At 63.0% G+C, this 23,718-nt stretch carries 20 protein-coding genes; 14 read left to right on the top strand and 6 right to left on the bottom strand.

The genetic code is table 11. The features are described 5' to 3' along the window. The first annotated feature begins 171 nt into the window (after nt 1–171). Together cobT and HRQ64_RS19075 are read left to right on the top strand one after the other, a co-directional pair. Nucleotides 172–2,061 (top strand): cobaltochelatase subunit CobT, encoded by a 1,890-nt coding sequence (gene cobT, locus HRQ64_RS19070; RefSeq protein WP_127754584.1) that lies wholly within the window; start codon nt 172–174, stop codon nt 2,059–2,061. Continuing rightward, nucleotides 2,058–3,053, top strand: a complete 996-nt coding sequence (locus HRQ64_RS19075) for an esterase-like activity of phytase family protein (protein ID WP_172125693.1) — start codon at nt 2,058–2,060, stop codon at nt 3,051–3,053. The genes cobT and HRQ64_RS19075 overlap by 4 nt, the downstream gene beginning before the upstream one ends. Before the next feature lie 211 nt (nt 3,054–3,264). On the opposite strand, the gene HRQ64_RS19080 is transcribed toward HRQ64_RS19075, so the two are convergent. Then, entirely contained in the window at nt 3,265–3,900 is a 636-nt protein-coding gene (locus HRQ64_RS19080) for a VUT family protein (protein WP_127754582.1), read from the bottom strand. Nucleotides 3,901–4,589: 689 nt separating this feature from the next. Beyond that, nucleotides 4,590–4,877, bottom strand: coding sequence for a 50S ribosomal protein L28 (gene rpmB, locus HRQ64_RS19085; RefSeq protein WP_127754581.1), 288 nt, complete (start codon nt 4,875–4,877; stop codon nt 4,590–4,592). A gap of 229 nt (nt 4,878–5,106) precedes the next feature. On the opposite strand from rpmB, the gene HRQ64_RS19090 reads away from it, so the two are divergent. The 5 genes from HRQ64_RS19090 (at nt 5,107) to HRQ64_RS19110 (ending at nt 12,108) form a co-directional block, all read left to right on the top strand. Next, on the top strand, nt 5,107–5,904 hold the full coding sequence (locus HRQ64_RS19090; protein WP_127754580.1) for a DUF3108 domain-containing protein: 798 nt from the start codon (nt 5,107–5,109) through the stop codon (nt 5,902–5,904). A 1,328-nt stretch (nt 5,905–7,232) separates the two neighbouring features. Beyond that, on the top strand, nt 7,233–10,310 hold the full coding sequence (locus HRQ64_RS19095) for a helicase-related protein (protein WP_172125695.1): 3,078 nt from the start codon (nt 7,233–7,235) through the stop codon (nt 10,308–10,310). 3 nt (nt 10,311–10,313) lie between these two features. Then, a complete protein-coding gene (locus tag HRQ64_RS19100) occupies nt 10,314–10,724 on the top strand; it encodes an RNA-binding S4 domain-containing protein (RefSeq protein ID WP_210258719.1) in 411 nt (136 codons plus the stop codon). Nucleotides 10,725–10,872: 148 nt separating this feature from the next. Then, a complete protein-coding gene (gene fdxA / locus HRQ64_RS19105; protein ID WP_172125747.1) occupies nt 10,873–11,211 on the top strand; it encodes a ferredoxin FdxA in 339 nt (112 codons plus the stop codon). Nucleotides 11,212–11,523: 312 nt separating this feature from the next. Then, nucleotides 11,524–12,108 (top strand): CarD family transcriptional regulator, encoded by a 585-nt coding sequence (locus HRQ64_RS19110; RefSeq protein ID WP_127754578.1) that lies wholly within the window; start codon nt 11,524–11,526, stop codon nt 12,106–12,108. A gap of 62 nt (nt 12,109–12,170) precedes the next feature. Here HRQ64_RS19110 and HRQ64_RS19115 read toward each other — a convergent pair whose 3' ends face one another. Beyond that, on the bottom strand, nt 12,171–13,007 hold the full coding sequence (locus tag HRQ64_RS19115; RefSeq protein ID WP_172125697.1) for an SAM-dependent methyltransferase: 837 nt from the start codon (nt 13,005–13,007) through the stop codon (nt 12,171–12,173). An 8-nt stretch (nt 13,008–13,015) separates the two neighbouring features. Here HRQ64_RS19115 and HRQ64_RS19120 point away from each other — a divergent pair, with 8 nt between their 5' ends. The 5 genes from HRQ64_RS19120 (at nt 13,016) to HRQ64_RS19140 (ending at nt 16,404) form a co-directional block, all read left to right on the top strand. Further along, complete coding sequence (locus HRQ64_RS19120; RefSeq protein ID WP_248307135.1) at nt 13,016–13,852, top strand: ComF family protein; 837 nt, start codon at nt 13,016–13,018, stop codon at nt 13,850–13,852. Nucleotides 13,853–13,885: 33 nt separating this feature from the next. Beyond that, a complete protein-coding gene (grxC, locus tag HRQ64_RS19125) occupies nt 13,886–14,140 on the top strand; it encodes a glutaredoxin 3 (protein ID WP_127754576.1) in 255 nt (84 codons plus the stop codon). A gap of 2 nt (nt 14,141–14,142) precedes the next feature. Beyond that, nucleotides 14,143–14,994: a carbon-nitrogen hydrolase family protein gene (locus HRQ64_RS19130; RefSeq protein WP_172125699.1), complete on the top strand. Its 852-nt coding sequence runs from the start codon at nt 14,143–14,145 to the stop codon at nt 14,992–14,994. Nucleotides 14,995–15,031: 37 nt separating this feature from the next. Continuing rightward, entirely contained in the window at nt 15,032–15,457 is a 426-nt protein-coding gene (locus HRQ64_RS19135) for a DUF1178 family protein (protein WP_172125701.1), read from the top strand. Nucleotides 15,458–15,534: 77 nt separating this feature from the next. Beyond that, a complete protein-coding gene (locus tag HRQ64_RS19140) occupies nt 15,535–16,404 on the top strand; it encodes an aldo/keto reductase (protein WP_172125703.1) in 870 nt (289 codons plus the stop codon). A 250-nt stretch (nt 16,405–16,654) separates the two neighbouring features. Here the strand turns inward: HRQ64_RS19140 and ilvD are convergent, their stop codons facing one another. From ilvD to ubiG, 3 genes are all read right to left on the bottom strand, one after another. After that, nucleotides 16,655–18,508 (bottom strand): dihydroxy-acid dehydratase, encoded by a 1,854-nt coding sequence (ilvD, locus tag HRQ64_RS19145; protein WP_172125705.1) that lies wholly within the window; start codon nt 18,506–18,508, stop codon nt 16,655–16,657. A gap of 150 nt (nt 18,509–18,658) precedes the next feature. After that, the gene (locus tag HRQ64_RS19150) at nt 18,659–19,105 is read right to left on the bottom strand and encodes a hypothetical protein (RefSeq protein ID WP_172125707.1); all 447 of its coding nucleotides are present in this window, start codon (nt 19,103–19,105) and stop codon (nt 18,659–18,661) included. 49 nt (nt 19,106–19,154) lie between these two features. Beyond that, on the bottom strand, nt 19,155–19,892 hold the full coding sequence (gene ubiG / locus HRQ64_RS19155; protein ID WP_172125709.1) for a bifunctional 2-polyprenyl-6-hydroxyphenol methylase/3-demethylubiquinol 3-O-methyltransferase UbiG: 738 nt from the start codon (nt 19,890–19,892) through the stop codon (nt 19,155–19,157). Nucleotides 19,893–20,108: 216 nt separating this feature from the next. On the opposite strand from ubiG, the gene HRQ64_RS19160 reads away from it, so the two are divergent. Together HRQ64_RS19160 and ptsP are read left to right on the top strand one after the other, a co-directional pair. Beyond that, the gene (locus tag HRQ64_RS19160) at nt 20,109–21,374 is read left to right on the top strand and encodes an aspartate kinase (RefSeq protein WP_172125751.1); all 1,266 of its coding nucleotides are present in this window, start codon (nt 20,109–20,111) and stop codon (nt 21,372–21,374) included. A 62-nt stretch (nt 21,375–21,436) separates the two neighbouring features. Next, on the top strand, nt 21,437–23,704 hold the full coding sequence (ptsP, locus tag HRQ64_RS19165) for a phosphoenolpyruvate--protein phosphotransferase (protein ID WP_172125752.1): 2,268 nt from the start codon (nt 21,437–21,439) through the stop codon (nt 23,702–23,704). Nucleotides 23,705–23,718 lie beyond the last annotated feature (14 nt).

Consider the following 23,718-nt stretch of genomic DNA (forward strand, 5'->3'; position numbering starts at 1 on the left):
TGCCGTCGGGTCCGTGATTGCTCCCCTCCCCCTTGAGGGGAGGGGCCGGGGGTGGGGGTCCATCGGTGATCGCCGAACCACCCCCACCCTCCCGCCGGCTAGGGAAGGGCGCCGAATCCAGACCTTGGTGGCAAACACGACCGCGCCAGCCGTAACCCACGAGCAACCAGCATGGCACAATCGCCCCGCAGCAAAGCCAACAAGCCCGATCAAACCCTGGCGTTCAAGACGGCCATGGGCGCCACCGTGCGCGCCATCGGGGGGAAGAGCGATCTTGAGGTCACCTTCACCGCCGACCGCCCGCTGCTGACGGCCGACAAGGCGCGTCTCGCCAATCTGCCCCGCCTGCCGACCCGGCGCGACATTGCCATTGCCCGCGGGCAGGGCGATGCCATGGCGATGCGGCTCGCGAGCCACGATCCCGAAGCGCACCGCAAGCGCTCCCCCATGGACCCGCAGGCCCGCGCCGCCTTTGATGCGCTCGAGCAGGCGCGCGTCGAGGCGCTGGGCTGCGTGCGCATGCCCGGCATGGTCGGCAATATCGGGGAAATGCTCGAGGATCGCCTGTTCCGCGCCAATTTCGCCGAAGTCACCGCCCGCGACGATGCCCCCATTGCCGAGGCCCTGGGCCTCTTGCTGCGCGAAAAGCTCGCCGGCGTGCCCGTGCCGCCCTCGGGCCATGCGCTGGTCGATCTGTGGCGCAGCGAGATCGAAAGCAAGGCGGGCACCTCGCTCGCGACGCTCCTCACCCGCTTTGAGGACCAGAACGAGTTCGGCAAGGCCGCCAAGGCGCTGCTGCGCGACCTCAATCTCGTGCCCGAAAGCGAAGTGGAAGACCCCAGCGACGCCGACGAGAGCGGCGAAGACGAGGGCCAGCCCGACCAGGCCCAGGGTTCCGATGAATCGCCCGAACAGGGCGAAGGCGAAAACGAGCAGACCGACAGCCAGCAGGAAGAGGCTGCCGGGGAATCGGAAGAAACCGGCGATGTTGAGGGCCTTGAATCGGATATGGCCGACGTCGACGAGGACGCTGCCGCCCAGGCCGGCGAGGACGCCCCCATGCCGCCCCCCGGCAAGGACGCCGGCACCCAGCTGACCAATCAGTTCAACTACAAGGTCTTCACCACCAAATATGACGAGATCGTCAAGGCGGCCGAACTCTGCCCGCCCGACGAGCTCGACCAACTGCGTGCCCTTCTGGACAAGCAGCTCGAAAACCTCGCCGGTGCCGTCGCGCGCCTCGCCAACAAGCTGCAGCGCCGCCTCATGGCCAAGCAGAATCGCTCCTGGCAGTTCGACCTTGAGGAAGGCGTGCTCGATACCGCCCGCCTCACCCGCGTCGTCACCGATCCCATGCAGGCGCTGAGCTTCAAGGTCGAGAACGACACCGATTTCCGCGACACGGTGGTCACCCTCCTCATCGATAATTCCGGCTCCATGCGCGGCCGGCCGATCACCATCGCCGCTATCTGCGGCGACATTCTCGCGCGCACGCTCGAGCGCTGCGGCGTCAAGGTCGAGATCCTGGGGTTCACCACCCGCGCCTGGAAGGGCGGCAAGTCGCGTGAAGCCTGGCTCGAAGCTGGTCGCCCCGCCAATCCCGGCCGCGTCAACGATATCCGGCACATCATCTACAAGGCCGCCGACGAGCCCTGGCGCCATGCCCGGCGCAATCTCGGGCTGATGATGCGCGAGGGGCTGCTCAAAGAAAATATCGATGGCGAGGCGCTCGAATGGGCCCGCAAGCGCCTGATGGCCCGCCCGGAAGCCCGCCGCATCCTCATGGTCATTTCCGATGGCGCGCCGGTTGATGACTCGACCCAGTCGGTCAACGCCGGCAATTACCTCGAAGCCCATTTGCGCCAGGTGATCGAGGACATCGAAACGCGCTCGCCCATCCAGCTCGTTGCCGTGGGCATCGGCCATGACGTGACGCGCTATTATCGCCGGGCCGTCACCCTGCTCGATGCCGAGGAACTAGCCGGCGCGCTCACCGATGAGCTTGCGGCGCTGTTTGACGAGGAACTGCCCACCCAAACCCGCCGCCGGGGCCGGGGTTGAGGGTAGGCCTGGCACTGCTGCTTGGCTTGCTGCTGCTGGCCTGCTCACCGGGCCAGGCTGCGGAATCCACCACGGTGGGGGCGGTGCAGATCGCCCAGTTCGGCAATTCCGCACTCGACCAGCCTGCCGGCAAGCTGATCTGGCGGGGCGGCATTGCCCTTGTTAGCCAGCACGACGATTTCGGCGGCCTGTCTGGCGTCACCTTCACCAGCCCCGATCAGCATGTGGTGTTTGTGTCTGATCGCGGCCAGTTCGTGTCGGGCCAGCTCGCCTATGACGACCACAATCGCCTGCTCGGCCTGCTCGGTGTGCAGGTTGCGCCGATGCAAAATTCCAGCGGCGCGCCGCTGCCCCGCCAATATGCCCGGGATGCGGAATCGGTCGAAACCGTGCATCGCGACGGCGCGCCCGTGGCGGTGCGCGTCAGTTTTGAACACCTGACCCGCGTCGCCGATTTCGCCCTCACCGATGGCGTCCCCGACGGGCCGGCGCGGGAAGTCACCATTCCCCAGTGGCTCAGCGATAATCGGTCCAATGAAACGCTGGAATCGGTGTGCATCGCGCCCACATCGTCACCCGTGGCCGGCTCGACGCTCCTCATCACCGAAGCCATCATGGATGAGGCGGGCAATCACCGCGCCGAGCTTTTGGGGCAAACCGACAAGGGTTCGCTTTCGCTGGTCCCCACCCCCGGCCGCGTGCCCACCGATTGTGCCTTTCTGCCTAATGGCGACCTTCTGGTGCTCGAGCGCGGGATTGCCTTTATCGCCTTCACCATGGGCCTGCGCCGCATCCCGGCCGAACTGGTGCGCCCGGGCAGCGTCATGCAGGGTGAGCTGATCCTCGAAGCCAGCGGCGGCACCATCGACAACATGGAAGCCCTTGCTGTCCACACTGCCCCAGACGGGGAAACCCGCATCCTCATCGGCTCGGACAACAATTTCAACGACTGGCAGCGCACCCTGCTCTTGGAATTCGGCGTGCCCGAATAGGCGGAGCTTCGCCCGGCCATTCGCCCAAATGGGCACCAACGCCACCCCACCCCCGGTGTCACCCCGGCCTTGAGCCGGGGCCCATCTCGAGATTTCTCCCCACGCCGCCAGCTGCCCGTGCCCGCCACCTCAGGATGGATCCCGGCTCAAGGCCGGGATGACAGCTGTGGGGAGGATGTCTTGGTGCCCTGCTCGTCGGCGGGTGCGTATCTTAAGCCAGCGCCGTGCTCCGCCCGGCCAGCCAACCGCGCAGCGTCTTGTAGGGCGCGAGCAGCAGCAGCGCGAGGATGAGCTTGACCAAAAAGTCCCCGAGGCCCAGCGACACCCAGAGCGGCACTTCGGTCCCGACGCCGAGCAGCGGTGCCCCGAAGCCCAGCGAGCCGTCTTCGCGGCCAAACATCGTGTCGAGCACGGCAAAGGCCGGGCTCATCGCCAGGGTGAAAAAGATCATCGTGTCGAGTGCCGAGCTCACCAACGAGGAGAAGATGGGCGCCTGCCACCAGGCGCCATTGCGCAGGCGATCGAAGATGGAAATGTCGAGAAACTGTGCCAGCAGGAACGCCGTGCCCGAAGCAATGGCGATGCGTGGCGTGGCAAGATAGATCGAGAGGATCACCGCCACTGCAAAGCCGGCGACCACCGCAACCCGCGCCCTCGCCGGGCCAAAGGCGCGGTTGGTGAGGTCGGTGACCAGGAATGCCACTGGATAGGTGAAGGCACCCCAGGTCAGGATATCGCCCAGATTGACCGAGCCGATCTCGAACCCGACGGGATATTGCACAAGGATATTGGACGCGGCGACAACCGCCACCATGGCGGCCACAGCCGCCAAGAAACGAGCACGCATGGAATGCACCTCAAAAAACCGCTGACCGGCAACAGACCGGGGCAGGGCGCTGTCTACCTCCTCCGAGCCCGCGGTGCCACCCCGAAAAACAGTCGAGCTTGATTTGCACCGGCCATCGCAGTCGACACCCTCCCCCCTCGCGGGGAGGGATCAAGGGAGGGGGGCGGCTGGCCCGGGCAAGGCGGCTTCCACACCCCCACCTATCCTCCCCCGTCGAGCGGGAGGCGCTGCATCCCGCGCCTGGCCAGTTTGTGCCCGTTTCGATCGCTACGATTAAAACTGGCGTGCGTAGTCAGGCCTTCCCTCCCCCTTGAGGGGAGGGACCAAGGGAGGGGGTGATGCGGTTCAAGCACCGACCGACCCCCACCCCAGCCCTCCCCTCAAGGGGGAGGGAGGCCCAGCGGCGAAATCTAGCGCCAAACACTAATTGCGGAGAACACCGATCTCGCAGTCAACACCCTCCCCCTCGCGGGGAGGGATCAAGGGAGGGGGGCGGTTGGCCCCGGTACGGTGCCTCTCGCACCTCCACCCATCCTCCCCCGTCAAGGGGGAGGTGCGCATCGCGCACTTGGTCACTCCGGCCCAACCTCACGGCTGCAAGGCACCCGGCAGAACAAAAGTCAAAAACAACAAAAAACCGCGCCGGGGTTTACCCGACGCGGTTCAAAAATTCAGTTCGGCTCGAAAGCTCAGGCGGCCGCGAGGCTCGCGCGAATTTCCTTCTTGATGCCCAGCGCCAGCGGCGACAGATCGGCATCGGCCTGCTTGAGCAGGAATGCATCCAGCCCACCGCGGTGCTCGACGGTGCGCAGGGCTGCAGCGCAGATGCGCAGCTTGACCGGGCGACCCAGTGCTTCGGACAGCAACGTCACATTGAGCAGATTGGGGAGAAAGCGGCGGCGGGTACGGTTAAGGGCGTGGGAAACATTGTTTCCGGTCATTACGCCCTTGCCGGTCAGTTCACAGCGACGTGCCATTTGATATATCCTGTTTGTGTAAAGGTCCTGCGTGGCGGAACAGTCCGCAACGGGCCTCGATTGTCGGGAAATCTGCGGGTTCTTTAGAGAAAAGGGCCCCCGGCGTCAAGGCAAGCGCGGCTCAACCCGGCGCGAGCGCCTTGCACCTCATCCCCGGGCACGGCAGTTTGCACTCCTGTGTTGATTCGCTGCGCTGCTGGCGCAATGCCTGCTTGGAGAGTTAATCAGCGTGTTTCTGTCTCGCTTCACTCGTGGCCTTGTTGTTGCTGGCCTGTCTGCTGTCCTTTCTATGCCCGCCCTGGCGCAGTCGCAGTCCGTGGATGCCCGCGCCAGCTATGTGCTGACGCTGGGAGGCATCAATATCGCCGCGATGGATGTCGACCTGCTCGATGATGGTGCCCGCTACAGCCTTGATCTCAAGGCCAATGTCGCCGGCCTGGGCTCGCTCGTTGCCAGCGGCACCGCCACAGCCAGTTCAGCCGGCCGCTCGACAAGCCCGCAATTGAGCTCGGACAAGTTCGCCCTTGAAACCCGGGCCAATGGCGAGCTGTTCAATGTCGATGTCTCCTTTGCGCGGGGCGCTGTCGCCGCGTTCAAGGTCAACCCGGCCATTGTCGACAACTATGACCGTATCCCGATCGAGCGCAGCCATCTCGGCGGTGTGGGCGATTTTCTCTCCGCCTTTGTGATCAAGGGCGGCACACTCGACAAAAGCCTGTGCCAGCGACGTACCGGCATCTTCACGGGCGTCGAGCGCTTCGATATTGCGATGACCCCGGCTGGCACCGACGAAGCAACCTCCCCGCGTACCGGCTATCAAGGGCCGGTCGTGCTCTGCAGCGTGCGCTATATTCCCATCTCGGGCCATTTCACTACGTCCGAGATCACCAATTACCTCGCCGAGAACGGCCGCATCGTCATCTGGTACGCTCCCCTCGGCGCCACCGGCTATTTCATCCCTTATCGCGTGCTGCTCGGCACCAATATGGGCGATCTCTCCATGGTCCTCACCGGCATGCGCTTCTAAGCCAAGGCAACGGCACCGCTGCCACTGACGCGGGCGGGCCAGCATTTGGCGGTGGCATGGGTGCACCAACCCTTCCGCCCCCCACTGTCACCCCGGCCTCGAGCCGGGGCCCATCCCGAAATGCCTCACTGCGCCGCTAGATCGTGGATTGCGGCCACAGCAACCGTGCACAAAACCACCACCTCAAGCTGGATCCCGGCTCAAAAGCGGGAGCGACACCGTCTGGGGAGGCGGACTAGGGGGCAAGTGCACCGGCTAGTCGCGTAAGCCGCGCCTCTCACCCCTGCAGCCCCACCACTCACACCCTGTACGGTCCAGTCCCTAGTCCCCTCCCGCTCGTATAGCTGCCCCTGGCAAGCCATCAGCACTCCCACACCCCAGATTGTAAACCCCGGCCTTGAGCCCGGGTTCATCCACGAGATCCTAGACCGGGGGGAGGTGGTGGAACCCTCGCCAAGCCTTGCCCATGTCACCCTGCCGCCCAGTCCCGCCCTGGCACGGTCAACGGTTTTTTCCTTAACAGCTGCTCCCCGCCGGCCCGTCCCACCTGGGCGCAATGGTAAACATCACCACCGCTCCGCGAAAAAATGCAGCAACGATCGCGCAAGACTCCCCAATTCCTGCAGCCCGTTAACCCCTCAGCAGCACTGGTGAACCGCTTTTGAGGCATTCAGCATCCTTTTCGCCGGTGCCGACGCACTCTTGTGTCCCGCCAGCCCCGAGCGTCTATAGCTTGGGGTGAACAAACCGGGATTCGCGCCTTTGCTGCGATTCTCCCCCTGTTCGTTCACGCTATGGTTCACACCTTGCGCCGCCAGTCCAAACCCCGCCGAAACGTCCCAGATCGGGACAGCGCCGATTTTCCACCCGCCATTGTTCTCCAACATTCCATCTCCCCAGGCACCTTGCCCCACGCCGTCCCAATCTGGGACAGTCAATGGCGCCAAGGCTTAACGCCGGCTTTCACACGGCCCAGAATGCGCCTGTCCAATGGTTACGGGGATAAGTTTCTTAGTCCCGCCGAGCTTAACGAGCGGGTCACTTCCGCCCCGGTTCAGGACGCGTTCATAATCCGTTCATCTTTGTGTACGCTTTGTGGCAACTTGGGCGCCGCCGCCGATCTCACTTGTGGGTCCCGATAAGTTATCCCCACCAGCTCTGGTGTGGAACAAACCCGCATTCCCCCGTTCGCGCCGATTCGGGCCCGGTTCGTTCCCGCACTGTTCGAAAGCCGAAAACTAGGCTAGAACCGCGCCCGATCCTGTCCCCGATTGGGACACGCGCCCACCCCTCGCAACCGCCGATGCGAGACCCTACATAGCAGGGCAATGAGCTTTTCATCCTCCTCCTCGCTCAAAGCGATTCTCGGCCCCACCAATACGGGCAAGACCTATTTCGCCATCGAACGCATGCTGGCCCATCCCACCGGGATGATCGGCCTGCCCCTGCGCTTGCTCGCGCGGGAGGTGTATACGCGTGTCGTTGAGCGCGTCGGCGTGCAGGCCGTGGCGCTGGTGACCGGCGAGGAGCGCATCGTTCCGGCCAAGCCACGCTTCTGGGTTTGCACCGTCGAGGCGATGCCCACCGATATCCGCGTGGATTGCGTCGCCATCGACGAAATCCAGACAGCGATGGACTTCGACCGCGGTCATGTGTTCACCGATCGCATCCTCAATGCCCGGGGCACCCACGAAACGCTGCTGCTGGGTGCCGCCACCATGGCGCCAGTGATCCGCAAGCTCTTGCCCAATGCCGAGATCATCGACCGCCCACGCTTTTCCCAGCTGACCTATGCCGGCTCCAAGAAGATCTCGCGCCAACCGACGCGCTCCGCCATTGTCGCCTTCTCGGCCCGACAGGTTTACGCCATCGCCGAATTGATCCGGCGCGAGCGCGGTGGCGCCGCGGTGGTGATGGGTGCGCTGTCCCCGCGCACCCGCAACGCCCAGGTCGACATGTACCAGAATGGCGATGTGGATTTCCTGGTCGCCACCGACGCCATCGGCATGGGGCTCAATCTCGATATCCACCATGTTGCCTTTGCCGACGACACCAAATTCGATGGTCACCAGAGCCGCCCGCTGACCGCCGCCGAGCTCGGTCAGATCGCCGGCCGGGCCGGTCGCCACGCCCGCAATGGCACCTTCGGCGTCACCGGCGGCACCGAGCCATTTGAGGAAGAAATGATCGTTGCGCTCGAAACGCACGACTTCGACCCCATCAAAGTGCTGCAATGGCGCAACAATCGGCTGGATTTCTCATCGATCGCCGCGCTCCGGGATAGCCTCGAAATGGCGCCCGAGCACCGCAGCCTTACCCGGGTACCGGTAGCCACCGACCAGCATGCGCTTGAGTTCGTCGCGCGCAACGAGGCGGGGCAGCTGGCGCGAGGGCTCGATGGGGCCCGGCTGCTGTGGGAGTGCTGCCAAATCCCGGATTACCAAGGGATTTCTCCGGCGGCGCATGGGGAAATCGTCACGCGGATCTATTCGGACCTGATGCGCCGCGGCGCCGTCAACGCCGATTGGCTGGCCGAACAGGTCCGGTTTTGCGACAATGCCAGCGGCGATATCGACACGCTTTCCAACCGCATCAAGCAGATCCGGACCTGGACCTTTGTCGCGAACCGCAAAAACTGGCTTGCAGACCCGGCTCATTGGCGCGAAAAGACCCGTGATATCGAGGATCGGCTGAGCGACGCTCTCCATGAGCGTCTGACCCAGCGGTTCGTCGACCGCCGCACTAGCGTGCTGCTCCGCCATCTGAAAGACAAACGCATGGTATCTCCCGAGATCAATGACCGAGGCGAAGTGCGCCTTGAAGGCCACCTGATCGGCACCCTGGAAGGCTTCCGCTTTACCCTGGCGCGCAATGACGGGGATGTTGACGCCAAGGGCCTGCGCGCCGCGGCGGATCACGCCGTGGCGCCCGAAATTCGCAATCGTGCCGATCGGCTTGCGGGCGCGCCAAACGAGGAAATCGTGCTGGCCACGGATGGCCGGCTGCGCTGGAAGGGCGATCTAGTCGCCGAATTACTTGAAGGCGACAGCCTGCTGCGGCCGCGTATCCTGCTGCTGGCCGATGAAACACTGACCGGCCCCGATCTTGAGCGTGTGCAGGATCGGCTCAACCTTTGGCTGCGTCACCACATCAATACCGTGCTTGAAGGCGTAATGGCGCTTGAAGCGCCCCCTGATCTTGAAGGCGCCGCCCGCGGCATTGCCTTCCAGCTGTTCGAAAATCTCGGCATCCTGCCCCGCTCCGCCGTAAGCGACGAGGTCAAGGGGCTTGATCAGGACGTCCGCGGCAAGCTGCGCAAGCTGGGCATCAAGTTTGGTGCTTATCACCTTTACCTGCCGCTTTCGCTCAAGCCTGCTCCACGGGAGCTGGCGCTGATCCTTTATGCGCTCAAGCATGGCGGCGTCAGGCAGCCGGGCGTTTCGGACATCCCGCATATCGTGCTGTCGGGTCGCACCTCCTTTCTGGTGGACCCGGAAGTCGATACGCGCCTGTACGAGGTGGCGGGTTTCAAGGTCGCGGGCAAGCGCGCCGTTCGTATCGACATCCTCGAGCGGCTTGCCGACATCATCCGCCCGCTGATCGCGATCGACCCCGGCCATTACCAGGGTGAAGTTCCTGTCGGCGCGGCGGAAGGCAATGGCTTCCGCGTGACCGTCGAAATGACCTCGCTGCTGGGCTGTTCGGGCGAGGACTTTGCCTCGATCCTGCAGTCGCTTGGTTATCGCCTGCGCCGGACGCTCAAGCCGGTCGCGGCTCCAGAAGCAGCGCCTACGGAAAGCGCAACGCCAGCCGAGGCCAGCGCGGAAGCGCCGGCCCTCGAGCAGACACTCGCCGACAATCCCAGCGAAGTGGAACCTAGCGGCGAGTCGTCCGAACCTGCCGTTGAGCTCGTGCCCGAGCCCCTGGCGCTCGACATTCCTGATACCACCATCATCGAGGCCACGGCACCGGTGGGCGACGAAATTGCCGCCCCCATCGCTGAAGCTGCAAACACCGAAAATGCCGCTCCTGCCGAGCCTGAATGGGATGAAGTCTGGTTCCCCGGCGGCAAGCGCCCCGACAACCGCCGCCAGCAAGGTGGCCGTCGCGGTGGTGCCGAAGGTGGGGAAGCGGAGAGCCGGCCACGTCAGGATCGTCAGCGTCAACCGTCCCGACGCCGCCCCGAAGGGGAAGTCCAGGATTTGTCCAAGCGTCGTCCAGCGGGCGAAGTGCAGGACTTGTCCAAGGCCCAGCATCTCAAGCCAAAACCCGAAGGCAGGCGCTTCGACAAGCCGCGCAGCGATGCGCCACGCGTTGACAAGCCCGTGCGCGAAAAGCGCGAAGTTGCCTTCGACCCCGACAGCCCGTTCGCAGCGCTGGCGGCGTTGCGCAACAAGAAGGACTAGCGCTTGGCGGGGCCGATCGAGCCAGCCGTCCGCAAGGAGCGGCTCGATAAGTTCCTGTTTTTTGCGCGCGCCCTTAAGTCGCGCACCCTCGCGCAGAAAACTATCGAGGCGGGCGCCGTGCGGGTCAATTCCGAGCGCACCTTGAGCAGTGATCACCGGGTGGGCGTGGGTGACGTTTTGACCATGACCCTGCATGGCCGCATCATGATCTGGAAGATTCTTGATGTGGGTGAGCGGCGGGGACCGGCCAGCGAAGCTGCAGAGCTTTACCAAGACCTGTCGCCTCCCCCGTTGCCGCGGGAGGCACTATCGCCCTTCGAGCGGGCGGTGGGAGAGCGGGTGGCCGGCTCGGGGCGACCCACCAAGAAAGAACGTCGCGATACCCATCGGCTGATCGAGGACCCCGACGAATAAAAGGAACAGCTTTGCGCGCTCACCCAGGAAGCGGCAATTGGCTGCTCTCCTCCAACCTTGCGATGTAGGGAAAAAGCGTTTAGCACCGGCGCAACGCCTGCCGGCGATCTCCGTTGACCCTTGTGTCCGCTCCGAAAAGCCCGCCTCCATGACCTATATCGTCACTGACAACTGCATTAAGTGCAAATATACCGACTGCGTCGAAGTGTGTCCGGTTGACTGCTTCTACGAGGGCGAGAACATGCTCGTCATCCATCCCGACGAGTGCATTGATTGCGGCGTGTGCGAGCCGGAATGTCCCGCCGAAGCCATCAAGCCGGACACTGAAAGTGGCTTGGACGCCTGGCTCGAGATCAACACCAAATTCTCTGCAATCTGGCCGAACCTCTCGGAACGCCGCGATCCGCCTGCGGATGCCAAGCAGCATGACGGTGAAGCTGGCAAGTTCGAGAAGTACTTTTCTGAAGCGCCCGGCGAAGGCGACTGACGGTCCCAACCCTCGGCCACATGGTAATCGACAAAGCAATGCGGCTTAGTTGCCGCACTGATTCGTTCTTTTTGATTTTGCCGAATTTTTGTGCTAGGGTGTTGCTTGTCTGCAGTTGAGCTCATCTTCAACCGTGCCCGCGGGCACGACTTCTGGCTACATCGCTAGAGGCATGGCGTTCCGGCAAAGCGGACCGGAACGATCGTGGAGCTCGACTGCTGCAGCGCCTGCGCCGCGGGCAAGCAGAGTTAATGTGGACGGTCCTTCCCGCCGGGAACTGTCCACTGGGGCGTCAACAAGGAGTTCCACCATATGGTAGCCAAGAAGTCACAGCAGCGGCTGGGGTTCAAGACCGGCGAGTATGTCGTTTATCCCGCACATGGCGTCGGCATGATCGTGTCGATCGAAGAACAAGAAGTTGCTGGTCTCACTCTCGAGTTGTTCGTCATCAGCTTCGAGCAGGACAAGCTTACCTTGCGCGTTCCCGTAGCCAAGATCAAGTCCGTTGGCATGCGCAAGCTGGCCGAAGAGGACATGGTCAATCAGGCCCTTCATACCGTAACCGGCCGGGCCCGTGTCAAGCGCACCATGTGGTCGCGTCGCGCCCAGGAATATGAAGCGAAGATCAATTCGGGTGATCTGATCGCCATTTCCGAAGTGGTGCGCGACCTGTATCGCTCCGAAGAACAGCCCGAGCAGAGCTATTCGGAACGCCAGCTGTTTGAACAGGCCATGGATCGCATGAGCCGTGAAATCAGTGCCGTGAACCGCCTGACACTGACCGAAGCGGTGCAGCTGATCGAAAAGAATCTTGCCAAGTCGCCCAAGCGCACCAAGGCCGACGCTGCTGATGCAGGCGACGCGGCCGACGCGAGCGACGAGGAAGCTGCCGCGTAATCCGCCGCAGCGTTGGAGTTGAAAGGGTCGGCGCCAGCGCTGGCCCTTTTTTGTTTAGGCAGCTATTTTCCCCCGGCGAGGACGTCGCGGAGCTTGGTGGTCGCACTGCCGGGTTTGAGCGGCTGTTGCTGGGACGCGTGCGGAGCCCAACCGGAAAGCCAGATGATTTCAAGCGTCGCCCGGATCCGGCCGTCCGGGTCGGCATCACGGCTGGCATAAGCTTCGGCCGCTGCAGCCAAAAGGGTTCGGGTGGCGGGCAGGCGGGAGCGATCGGCAAGGGGGTTGCTGGCACCGAGGCCCTTGAGCTCGGCCATCAGGGCCAAGGCATGGGGGTAGCGCACAATGTGGGTTTCCACATCGGCGACGGGCAAGGCCAGCCCGGCCCGCTGCAACAATGCTCCGGCATCACGCACCTGGACGAACGGCGCTACTCGGGCAGAGGCGCCGCCCTGCACGCTGGCGTCAGCCGACAAAAAGGCTTCGCGCAACTCAGTCAGGGTTTCCCCGCCCAGCGCGGCAGCCAGCAGCAAGCCATCGGGCGCCAGCTTGGCCCGCAGGCGCGCCAGATATCCCGGCACGTCGTTGACGCACTGCAGATGCAGCAGCGAAACGATCAGGTCGTAGTTGTCCCCCTCTATTTCGGGCAACTCTCCGGCTGATGTGAAAGCAGGCAAGCGCTGGAAGGAAAAACTGCCTTGCCCGCTTTGCCCGAACGCCGGGAGCTTGTCAGGATCTGGACCGATGATGAGGGCCCGGCTGAACGGGCGCAGCAGTGTCGCCAGGCGATCCTCCAGGTCACCCAGAACCAAGGTGGTGACGAAGTCCGGTTCGGTGCTGTTCCGGCGATCCAGATGCAGACGGATCAGCCCTGGGTCAAAAATCTGCGGAGGCGCTTGCATGGAGGGTCTTGCAGCCGGAGCGGGAAGGGGCACTACTAGCCTATATGGAGAGCCAGGAGCCCAGTGTCAAAAGCCAATGGCTGGCGCGAGGTGCCGTTGCCGGCATGCGTTGGCTCGGCCTTGCCGTGCTGGATCAGCTCTACCCGCCCGTTTGCCTGCGATGCGAGGCGCCAACGGCGCACAGCGATGGCCTTTGTGCAGGATGCTTTGCCCAACTGCGCCCGATCAGCGCGCCGCTTTGCCCGCGGCTCGGAATTCCGTTTGAGTTTTCCCTCGGCGCCGACGCAGTTTCAGCCGAAGCGCTCGCCGACCCCCCACCCTTTGAGCGAGCCCGTGCAGCGGTAGTCTATAACGAGGTGGCGCGCACGCTGGTATCGCGCCTTAAATATGGTGACCGGCCGGAGTTGGCAAAATTCTGCGCGCGGCTGATGGCCAGTGCCGGGCACGAACTCTGGGCGGGGAAGCCAGCAGTGCTGGTGCCGGTGCCGCTGCATCGGCGGCGCCAGCGCGAGCGGCGCTATAATCAATCCGCAGAGCTGGCGCTGCACTTGTCGCGGCTCACCGGCGTTGTAGCTGATCTCAGCCTTGTCAGCCGCATCAAGCCGACGCGCCAACAGGTGGGCCTATCCAGCACTGGGCGGCTGCGCAACGTCCAGGGGGCATTTGCCGTTCATCCAGACCTGCCGGTCCGGCTCGCGGGACGCCGTGTGGTGCTGGTGGACGATGTTTATACCACCGGAGCCACGACCAAAGCGGTTACGCGGGTCTTGCTGCGCGCCGGGGTCGAGCAGGCGGATGTGATCACCTTCGCACGCGTTGTTGTTGGCGAGGAAGAGCCCATATAAGGGTGACAGAAACTATTCTAGGAGCCAGAGCCCATGGCCAAGATTGAAATTTATACCACCCCGACCTGCCCGTATTGCCACGCTGCCAAGTCGCTGCTGCGTGAAAAGGGCGCCGAGTTCACCGAGATCACGGTGCTCGATCCCGACCTGCGCGCCAAGATGACCGAGCGGGCGCATGGCCGCCGGACCGTGCCGCAGATCTTTATCGGGGAAACCCATGTGGGCGGCTATGACGATATGGCCGCGCTCGATCGTCAAGGCGGCCTCGATCCTCTGCTGGCCCAGTGATCATGAAAATTGCCGCCATTCAGATGCAGTCCGGGCTTGACCCGGATGCCAATCTTGCTGCGCTCGAACCGCTTCTGTCCGAGGCGGTTCAGGCCGGTGCGCAATATGCACTGACACCGGAAGTCACGCTGATCTTTCCCGAAAGCCGGGATCAACTGCGTTCAGTGGCTGCGCCCTATGAGGGCCACCCGCAACTGGCGCGCGTGGGCGAATTGGCGCGCAAGCACGCCATTCATGTTCATATCGGCTCGCTGCCTATTCCGCTTGAGGACGGACGCTTTGCCAATCGCTCAGTGCTGTTCAGCCCGGATGGCAAGGTGGTGGCGCAATACGACAAGATCCATCTTTTTGACGCCGATATCGTGGGGCTCAATGCTTATCGCGAAAGCGCTACCTACAAGGGGGGCGAGCAGGCGGTGACGGCGCCGCTGGGCGAGTTTACGCTCGGTTTTTCGATCTGCTACGATATGCGCTTTCCCCGGCTCTACAATGCTCTGGCCAATGCCGGAGCCAATCTGCTTGCGGTCCCGGCAGCCTTTACGGTGCCAACAGGGCAAGCCCATTGGGAAGTGCTGCTGCGGGCGCGCGCCATTGAAACGGGCTCCTATGTTATTGCCGCCGCGCAAGGCGGGCAGCACGAGAATGGGCGCGCCACTTACGGGCACTCGATGATTATCGACCCATGGGGCAAGATCCTCGTTGAACTGGCGCATGACCAGCCGGGCGTTGCAGTGGCCGAGATTGCGCTTGAGCAGGTCAAGGACGCGCGCCGGCGCGTTCCGGCGCTGCAGAACGCCCGAGACTTTGTTGTCGGCAGCGGATTGCCCGCGGCCGGTGCTAACCTATATCCTTGAACGAAAGGGCCGCATTTCTGCGGGCCAGGAACCAGCATTGATCCAGTATTCTCTTCAGTGTGAACAGGGCCATCAGTTTGAGGCCTGGTTCAAGAGCGCGGCTGCCTTTGACGAGCAGCAGGAGCGCGGCATTGTCGGCTGCGCCGTTTGTGGATCCACCCAAGTCTCCAAAGCGCTGATGGCGCCCGCGGTGTCCCGTGCGGGCAGCGACAAAGTCGTGGTGTCGAGCATGCGCCCCGATATGGTGCGCTTCAGGGAGATGCTGCGCCAGTTCCGGCAAAAGGTGACGAGCGAAGCCGACTATGTGGGTGATCACTTTGCCGAGGAAGCGCGCAAGATTCACTTCGAGGAAGTCGAGCCGCGCGGGATCTATGGCGAGGCGACGCGCGAGGAAGTCATCAGCCTGCATGAAGAGGGTATCGAGTTCATGCCGTTGCCCGAGTTGCCCGAAAAACAGAACTAGGTCACGCCTCGCTGCGTTGTCGATCAGCCGCAAGAATTCCGGCGCCATTCCGGCGCAGCGACAACGGAGATCACAACATGACTACACTCGACGCAGCCCAATCGGGCAGCTTTGCCATTGGCGGAGACCTCGAGGTCAATCGCTTGGGCTTTGGCGCCATGCGCATCACCGGCAAGGGGATCTGGGGCCCGCCCGAGGATCCGCAGGAGGCAAAGGCAACCTTGCGGCGACTGCCCGAGATCGGCGTCAACTTCATCGATACGGCCGAAAGCTACGGACCCTATATCAGCGAAGAGCTGATCGGAGAGGTGCTGGCGCCCTATGACAAGGGTACGATCGTAGCGACCAAGAGCGGCTTGACCCGCACCGGCCCAGATGTCTGGCCGCCACTCGGCCGGCCTGAGTTCTTGCGACAGGGCGCGATTTTGAGCCTGCGCCGCCTGAAGATCGAGGTCATCGATCTGTGGCAGTTGCACCGCATTGACGCCAAGGTCCCCAGCGCCGACCAATTCGGCGAGATCGCCAAGCTGCAACAGGAAGGCATCATCCGGCATGCCGGCTTGAGCGAAGTCAGCGTGGCGCAGATCAAGGAAGCCCAGCAGTACTTCAACGTCGCGACAGTCCAGAACCACTACAACTTCGCCAACCGGCAGAGTGAGGAGGTACTGGAATATTGCGAAGCCAACGGCATCGGCTTTATCCCTTGGTACCCCCTGGCGGGCGGCAAGCTTGTTGAGGGCAATCCGCAGACCCGCGCGATCATTGAAAAGCATGGCGCCTCCGCCAGCCAGATTGCTTTGGCCTGGCTGTTGAAGCGCTCGCCGGTGATGCTGCCCATTCCGGGCACCGGCAAGGTCAAGCATCTCGAGGATAATGTAGCCGCCGCGTCGATCCAGCTCAGCGACGAGGATTACGCCACCCTCGACGCGGTGGGCCAAGGCAAGTAGCGCTCGCGCCGCTGTCGCATTCAAGCCTTCGCTCCCACAAGGGGCGGGGGCTTTTTGCTGTCGATGTGGGGGAATTAAGCGGTTCGATGGGGAGGGTGGAATCCCCGCCATCGAACCTGACCAAACAGCCCTCTTGGCAGAAGACTGGATGGCTGAGGGGGTGTTAGCACCGGGGGCGCAGCCTTGTCACCCCATATTCATAATACCGCGGCGCTAAACGAAGGCGCAGAGTGGGGTCAGCAATGCGGCCCTAGTCCATCAATTTGTTGATGGCGTCAACGTCGCGAACTGCGCCCTTGGACGCGGACGTCACAAAGGCCGCATAGGCCTTGAGGGCAGTGGATACTTTGCGGTTGCGCGGCTGGGCTGGTTTCCAGCCGAGCTGGTCCTGCTCAACGCGGCGGGCCGCCAGTTCGGCATCGCTCACCAGCACATTGACCGTGCGGTTGGGGATATCGATCTCGATTATGTCGCCTTCGCGAACCAGCCCGATCGCGCCGCCTTCGGCAGCTTCAGGGGAGGCGTGGCCGATGGAGAGCCCCGACGTGCCACCCGAGAAGCGCCCATCGGTCAGGAGGGCACAGGCTTTGCCGAGCCCCTTGGACTTCAGATAGCTCGTTGGGTAGAGCATTTCCTGCATACCCGGGCCGCCACGGGGACCTTCGTAGCGGATGACGATGACGTCGCCCTCGCGGATCTCGTTGGACAGGATCGCCTTGACGGTCATGTCCTGGGACTCAAACACCCGGGCTGGCCCGGTGAACTTGAGGATGGACTCGTCCACGCCAGCGGTTTTGACGATGCAGCCATCAAGCGCGATATTGCCCTTGAGCACGGCCAGGCCACCATCCTTGGAGAAGGCGTTTTCCGCCGAGCGGATCACGCCGTTCTGGCGATCAAGATCGAGTTCAGTCCAGCGATTGGCCTGCGAGAAAGCCTGGGTGGTGCGCACGCCGCCAGGTGCGGCCAGGAAGAAGTTGCGCACGGCATCGGAATTGGTGCGCGAGATATCCCATTTGTCGAGCGCATCGCCCATGGTCGCAGCATGCACGGTGGGTTCGCTGCGGTTGATGAGGCCGGCGCGGTCGAGTTGGCCCAGAATGGCGAAGATCCCGCCGGCGCGGTGCACGTCTTCCATGTGAACATCGCTCTTGGCCGGCGCCACCTTGGACAGCACCGGCACCTTGCGCGACAAGTTGTCGATGTCGTCCATGGTGAAATCCACGCCTCCCTCATGAGCGGCGGCGAGGATGTGGAGCACGGTATTGGTGGAGCCGCCCATGGCAATATCGAGTGACATGGCGTTAGCGAAGGCTTCCTTGGTCGCGATCGAGCGGGGCAGGACCGTCTCGTCGTCTTGCTCGTAATAGCGGCGGGCGAGATCGACAATGAGATGGCCCGCTTCCTGGAAGAGGCGCTTGCGGTCCGCATGGGTGGCGAGCGTCGAGCCGTTGCCTGGGAGCGACAGACCCAGCGCTTCGGTCAGGCAGTTCATGGAATTGGCCGTGAACATGCCCGAGCATGAGCCGCAGGTGGGGCAGGCGGCTTCTTCGACGGCCTGTACTTCCTCGTCGCTATAGTGATCGTCGGCAGCCATCACCATGGCGTCGACCAGGTCAAGCGCCTGCAGCTTGCCCTTGAGCATGGCCTTGCCCGCTTCCATCGGCCCGCCCGACACAAAGACCACCGGGATATTGAGGCGCATGGCGGCATTGAGCATGCCGGGCGTGATCTTGTCGCAGTTGGAGATGCACACCATGGCGTCGGCGCAGTGGGCGTTGACCATGTATTCGACGGAATCGGCGATGATGTCGCGGCTGGGCAGGGAATACAGCATGCCGTCATGGCCCATGGCGATGCCGTCATCCACCGCGATGGTGTTGAATTCCTTGGCGACCCCGCCGGCTGCCTCGATCTCGCGAGCCACCAATTGGCCGAGGTCCTTGAGGTGGACGTGACCCGGCACGAACTGGGTGAAGCTGTTGACGACGGCAATGATGGGCTTGCCGAAATCGCCATCCTTCATGCCCGTCGCGCGCCAAAGGCCGCGGGCGCCGGCCATGTTGCGGCCATGGGTAGTCGTGCGGGAGCGGTAAGCGGGCATGATCACGGTCCTCGGAAAGCTGCGCCGGCGCGTCTAATCCCGGCGGTTTTCCGCTTCATAGACCCATTCCAAGGCGGGATCAAGGTGAACCGTACCGTACGGTACGCCCCTTGCTGTGGCTGTTGGAGGCGGTGGAGACGCAGCCATGGGCTAGTTGTTGATGCGGGTGATCGCCCAGTAGGTCTCGTCGCAGGACTCGTCAGTGCAGATGTTGGCCATCCACAGCACGCCATCGCCGAACCCGACGCCCTCGCTGGTGACGATCAGATCGGCGTAATCCTGACTGGCGAGAGCGCCGCGGGTATCTTCACTGATCAGCGTATCGAAGTTGTCCACCAGGTCCTCGGGCGCAAAGATGTCGTAGAGTTCGCCATTGGCAGCGATCTCGAACGGGTAGTTAGCCAATTCGGCAAGGGTTTGCGCCGGATCCCCCATCAGAAATGCTTCCTGTAGCGTAGCGAATGCCTCGCCAAAACCCTCTGCGTCGCCCTGAATCGTTTCGATCCTCTCGAACACGGCTTCCTCACTTTGCGCGAAAGCCGGTACGGCCAAGAGCAAGGTCAGTGCCAAAGCAGAGAAGGCTGAAGCGGAGCGCATATGAAGCCTCTAGGTAAATTCAAACAATCATCGAGAACTTCCTGCGAAGCTAGGCCGGGCGTTCGGCAAGGATCATGTAGTTGATGCCCATGTCCCGCGAGCGGCGCCATTCATCGCCGATCGGATGGTAAACCACGCCGGTTTCAGCGGTGACGCGAAGGCCGTTGCGGACCAGCAGGGTGCGGATCTCCTCGGGCGTCAGGAATTTTTTCCAGTCATGGGTGCCCCGCGGCAGCCAGCCCAGCACATATTCAGCACCGAATACGGCAAGCGCATAGGCGCGTGCGGTGCGATTGATGGTGGCCGTCAGCATCATGCCGCCGGGCCGGACCAGGTCGGCGCAGCTCTTCATGTAGAGCGGCACATTGTCGACATGCTCGACCACTTCCATGTTGAGCACCATGTCGAAGCTCTCACCTTGTGCGGCGAGCGCCTCGCTGGTGGTGGCGCGATAATCGATGTCGAGGCCGGATTGCTCGGCATGCAGCCGGGCAATGGCAATGTTGCGCTCGGCAGCATCAATACCTGTCACCGCGGCGCCAAGCCGGGCCAGAGGCTCGCAGAGAAGGCCGCCGCCACAGCCGACATCAAGAATGCGCAGCCCCTCGAAGGGGCGAACAGAGGTGCCATCCCGGCCGAAATGGGAGAGCACGTGCTCGCGGATAAAGCCCAATCGTACCGGATTGAACTTGTGGATGGGCTTGAACTTGCCAGCCGGGTTCCACCATTCCTCGGCCATCGCGGTAAACTTGGCGACCTCGGCATTGTTGATGGTAGTGTCGGTCATGGCTGGCTCCGCTTTGTCGCCCATATGGCCTCGGGAAGATGGCGGAGGCAAGACCGACGGTTCTTGGCGCGTGAGAGACCCATCCAAGCTTGCCCCCATTCCAGGGGCGGGGGCGGCAGGGCGGGATGTGCGTAGTTGATTGCTTCGCCCCTTTGTGGCATGTCGGCCCCCGATCAGAAGCGTACCGCCGGGTTCGGCACAGTCTCGGGGATCTCATTGGCCCGCATCGTCGTAAAGTTCGGTGGCACATCAGTTGCCAATGTGGAGCGCATTCGCCAGGCCGCCCGCCACGTCAAGCGTGAGGTGGAAGCCGGCAACCAGGTCTGCGTTGTCGTGTCGGCCATGTCGGGCAAGACCAATGAACTGGTGGGCTGGGTCAGCGAGGCCTCGAAACTCCACGATGCGCGTGAATATGATGCCGTCGTGGCCTCGGGCGAGCAGGTGACCGCAGGGTTGATGGCCATTGTGCTCGCGGAAATGGGCATTCCCTCGCGCTCCTTTGCTGGCTGGCAGGTGCCGATCCAGACCGATGACGCGCATGGCGCTGCCCGCATTATAGGGATCGACCCAACGCGCCTCGAGTCCTATCTGGCCGACGGGGTCGTGCCGGTGATCACCGGCTTCCAGGGTATTTCCCCGCGCGGCCGGATTACGACACTTGGGCGGGGTGGCTCGGATACCAGTGCGGTCGCCGTAGCTGCTGCGGTGAAGGCCGATCGCTGTGATATCTATACTGATGTGGACGGTGTTTACACAACCGATCCACGCATCGTGCCCAAAGCGCAGCGCCTGTCCAAGATCTCGTTTGAAGAGATGCTGGAGATGGCCTCGCTCGGCGCCAAGGTGTTGATGATCCGCTCGGTCGAGATGGCCATGGCGCACAAGGTGCCGCTCCTGGTCCGCTCCACTTTCGATGACCCCGATGCGCCCCAGCTGGCGCCCGATGGCACGCCGGGGGTGCCAGGCACGCTTGTTTGCGATGAGGATGAGATAGTGGAAAAGCAGATCGTTTCGGGCGTGACGCTCGCCAAGGCCGAAGCCAAGATTACCCTGCGCGATGTCAAGGATCATCCGGGCGTGGCTGCGGCCATTTTCGGCGCCCTGGCCGATGCGGGGATTGTCGTTGACATGATCGTCCAGAACATTTCTGACGATGGCGCGACCACCGACATCACCTTCACCGTTCCCGACAGCGAATATGACAAGGCGCTCAAGACGCTCGAAAATGCCGGCGAGCGGATCGCCTATGCCAAGGTTTCTGGCTCCAAGGGCAGCGCCAAGATCTCGGTGATCGGAGTTGGCATGCGCTCCCATGCGGGCGTGGCTTCGTCGATGTTCAAGGCCCTGGCCGACAAGGGCATCAACATCCAGCTCATCACCACATCGGAAATCAAGACCTCGGTGTTGATCGACGAGCAATATGCCGAGCTTGCGGTTCGGGCGCTCCATACGTATTACGGATTGGATAAGAAGGACGCCTGAGGCCACGGAGGAGGCCTTGGCCGCTCCTGTACAAGAGGGGCGGCTTGGGCCGTCGGGCTGATATGGGCAATTCGATTGGCGGGCCACGCGTGCTGCTGCGGCAATTGCGCGCCTGCATGGCCGAGCCGCTCGGCAGCCAGGAGCGCCTCGACAAGATTGTATCCCTGATCGCCGAAAACATGCGGGCCGATGTCTGCTCGTTTTATGTTCTGCGCGACGACGGCGCGCTCGAGCTGTTTGCCACCAAGGGACTGGCACCCGAATCGGTCCACATGACCACGCTTCGGCTCGGGGAAGGCCTCGTAGGGCTGATTGCGGCCCAGGCCGAGCCCCTTAGCCTCGATGACGCTCCCAGTCACCCCGGCTTTGCTTATCGCCCAGAGACCGGGGAAGATCCCTATTATGCGTTTTTGGGCGTTCCCGTGCTCCGGGCGGGCCAGACCTTGGGGGTGCTGGTCGTTCAGAATGCTGAGCGCCGCCACTACGGCGAAGACGAAACCGAAGCCATGCTCACCACGGCCACGATCCTGGCCGAAATGATTGCTACTTCCGATTTCGACAATCTGATCAAGCCAGGATCGGATATCGATCTGAGGCGGCCGCGCATGTTCACCGGAGTGAGTCTGACCGAAGGGGTGGCCCTAGGAACCGTGGTGTTGCACGACCCACGGGTGGTCGTGACCAACTTCATCGCCGAAGACACCGAGCAGGAGCAGCGGCGCCTCGAGCATGCGCTCGAGCAGATGCGCGTTTCGATCGATGCGATGCTCGATCATGGCGACATGCAGCCGAGCTCGGATCATCGCGAAATTCTCGAAACCTACCGCATGTTCGCCAATGACCGTGGGTGGGTGCATCGTTTGTCCGAAGCCATCGATAATGGCTTGTCGGCGGAGGCGGCGGTGGAGCGGGTGCAGAACGATACCCGCGCGCGGATGATGCGCCAGACCGATCCCTACATCCGCGATCGGCTGCATGACCTCGACGATCTGGCCAACCGCTTGCTGCGGGTGCTGACCGGGGATGGACCCGCGATGGGGGGCAAGGAGTTGCCCGACAATGCCATCCTGGTTGCGCGCAATATGGGTCCGGCCGAGCTGCTGGAATATGACCGCACCAAGTTGCGGGGCCTTGTGCTCGAAGAGGGCGGCGCTACCGCCCATGTGGCAATTGTCGCCCGCTCGCTAGGGATGGTGGCGGTTGGGCAGGCGCAATCGATCGTGTCCATGTGTGAAACGGGCGATGACATCATCATCGATGGCCCAGCTGGCGCTGTGTATCTCCGGCCCACGCCCGATATCGAGCAGGCCTATATCGACAAGGTTCGGGTGTCGGCTCGCCGACGCGCCCATTATGCCGCGCTACGCGACAAGCCCTCGATTACGAGGGATGGCGTTGAGATCACCCTTTTGCACAATTCGGGGCTCGTCGCCGATCTGCCAATGCTGGACGAGACCGGCGCTGCGGGCGTGGGGCTGTTCCGGACCGAACTGCAGTTCATGATCGCGTCCAAGCTGCCGCGCTTGCACGAGCAGGTTGAGCTTTATTCCCAAGCCATGGCGATTGCCGGCGAGCGTCCAGTCGTGTTCCGGCTCCTCGATATCGGGGGCGACAAGGTCATCCCCTATATGCGCTCCATGGCCGAGGAAAACCCGGCCATGGGTTATCGCTCGATCCGATTGGGATTGGACCGGCCCGGCTTGCTGCGCACCCAGGTTCGGGCGCTATTGTTGGCTGCGGAGGGGCGGCCGCTCAAGATCTTGGTGCCGATGGTGACCGAGACCTTCGAGTTTCGGCAGGTGCGGCTCGTCGTGCATCGCGAGATTGATCGGCTGCGTCGCGCGGGAAAGCCAACGCCGTCGCGCCTTGAGCTCGGGGCCATGGTTGAGGTGCCCTCCCTGTTGTTCGAACTGGACCAATTGCTCCCCGAGGCCGACTTCGTCTCGATCGGCTCCAATGACCTGGTACAATTTCTGACTGCTTCCGACCGGGGGAATCCCCGTGTCGCCAAGAACTATGATCCTGTCGGGCTGCCGCGGCTGCGGGCGATCCGCACGGTGGTGGACGCGGCCCGTCGGCACAATATTCCGGTGACCATGTGTGGCGAGCTGGCCGGAAAACCGGTCGAAGCGCTGGCTCTTATGGCGATCGGCATGACGCGGCTGTCCATGGGCCCGGCCTCGATCGGACCGATCAAGGAACTGGTACTCAATCTCGATCTCAAGCCAATCCGCATGTCGGTTGCGGCAGCCCTAAGTGACGGTGCAGAAGGGATTGTGATCCGCGACCTCATCAAGGAGTGGATCGACAAGCAGAACCTGCCGGTGTAACGGGCAGGTTCTCG

The sequence above is a fragment of the Devosia sp. 919 genome (assembly GCF_013185965.1).
Classification (GTDB): Bacteria; Pseudomonadota; Alphaproteobacteria; order Rhizobiales; family Devosiaceae; genus Devosia.

What these genes read in the sequence shown, in the direction of transcription:
- rpmB (WP_127754581.1), bottom strand. Translation starts at nt 4,877, where the DNA reads ATGGCACGTCGCTGTGAACTGACCGGCAAGGGCGTAATGACCGGAAAC.
- cobT (WP_127754584.1), top strand. Translation starts at nt 172, where the DNA reads ATGGCACAATCGCCCCGCAGCAAAGCCAACAAGCCCGATCAAACCCTG.
- HRQ64_RS19130 (WP_172125699.1), top strand. Translation starts at nt 14,143, where the DNA reads ATGAAAATTGCCGCCATTCAGATGCAGTCCGGGCTTGACCCGGATGCC.
- fdxA (WP_172125747.1), top strand. Translation starts at nt 10,873, where the DNA reads ATGACCTATATCGTCACTGACAACTGCATTAAGTGCAAATATACCGAC.
- ptsP (WP_172125752.1), top strand. Translation starts at nt 21,437, where the DNA reads ATGGGCAATTCGATTGGCGGGCCACGCGTGCTGCTGCGGCAATTGCGC.
- grxC (WP_127754576.1), top strand. Translation starts at nt 13,886, where the DNA reads ATGGCCAAGATTGAAATTTATACCACCCCGACCTGCCCGTATTGCCAC.
- HRQ64_RS19150 (WP_172125707.1), bottom strand. Translation starts at nt 19,105, where the DNA reads ATGCGCTCCGCTTCAGCCTTCTCTGCTTTGGCACTGACCTTGCTCTTG.
- HRQ64_RS19115 (WP_172125697.1), bottom strand. Translation starts at nt 13,007, where the DNA reads ATGCAAGCGCCTCCGCAGATTTTTGACCCAGGGCTGATCCGTCTGCAT.
- HRQ64_RS19140 (WP_172125703.1), top strand. Translation starts at nt 15,535, where the DNA reads ATGACTACACTCGACGCAGCCCAATCGGGCAGCTTTGCCATTGGCGGA.
- HRQ64_RS19110 (WP_127754578.1), top strand. Translation starts at nt 11,524, where the DNA reads ATGGTAGCCAAGAAGTCACAGCAGCGGCTGGGGTTCAAGACCGGCGAG.
- HRQ64_RS19095 (WP_172125695.1), top strand. Translation starts at nt 7,233, where the DNA reads ATGAGCTTTTCATCCTCCTCCTCGCTCAAAGCGATTCTCGGCCCCACC.
- ilvD (WP_172125705.1), bottom strand. Translation starts at nt 18,508, where the DNA reads ATGCCCGCTTACCGCTCCCGCACGACTACCCATGGCCGCAACATGGCC.
- HRQ64_RS19080 (WP_127754582.1), bottom strand. Translation starts at nt 3,900, where the DNA reads ATGCGTGCTCGTTTCTTGGCGGCTGTGGCCGCCATGGTGGCGGTTGTC.
- ubiG (WP_172125709.1), bottom strand. Translation starts at nt 19,892, where the DNA reads ATGACCGACACTACCATCAACAATGCCGAGGTCGCCAAGTTTACCGCG.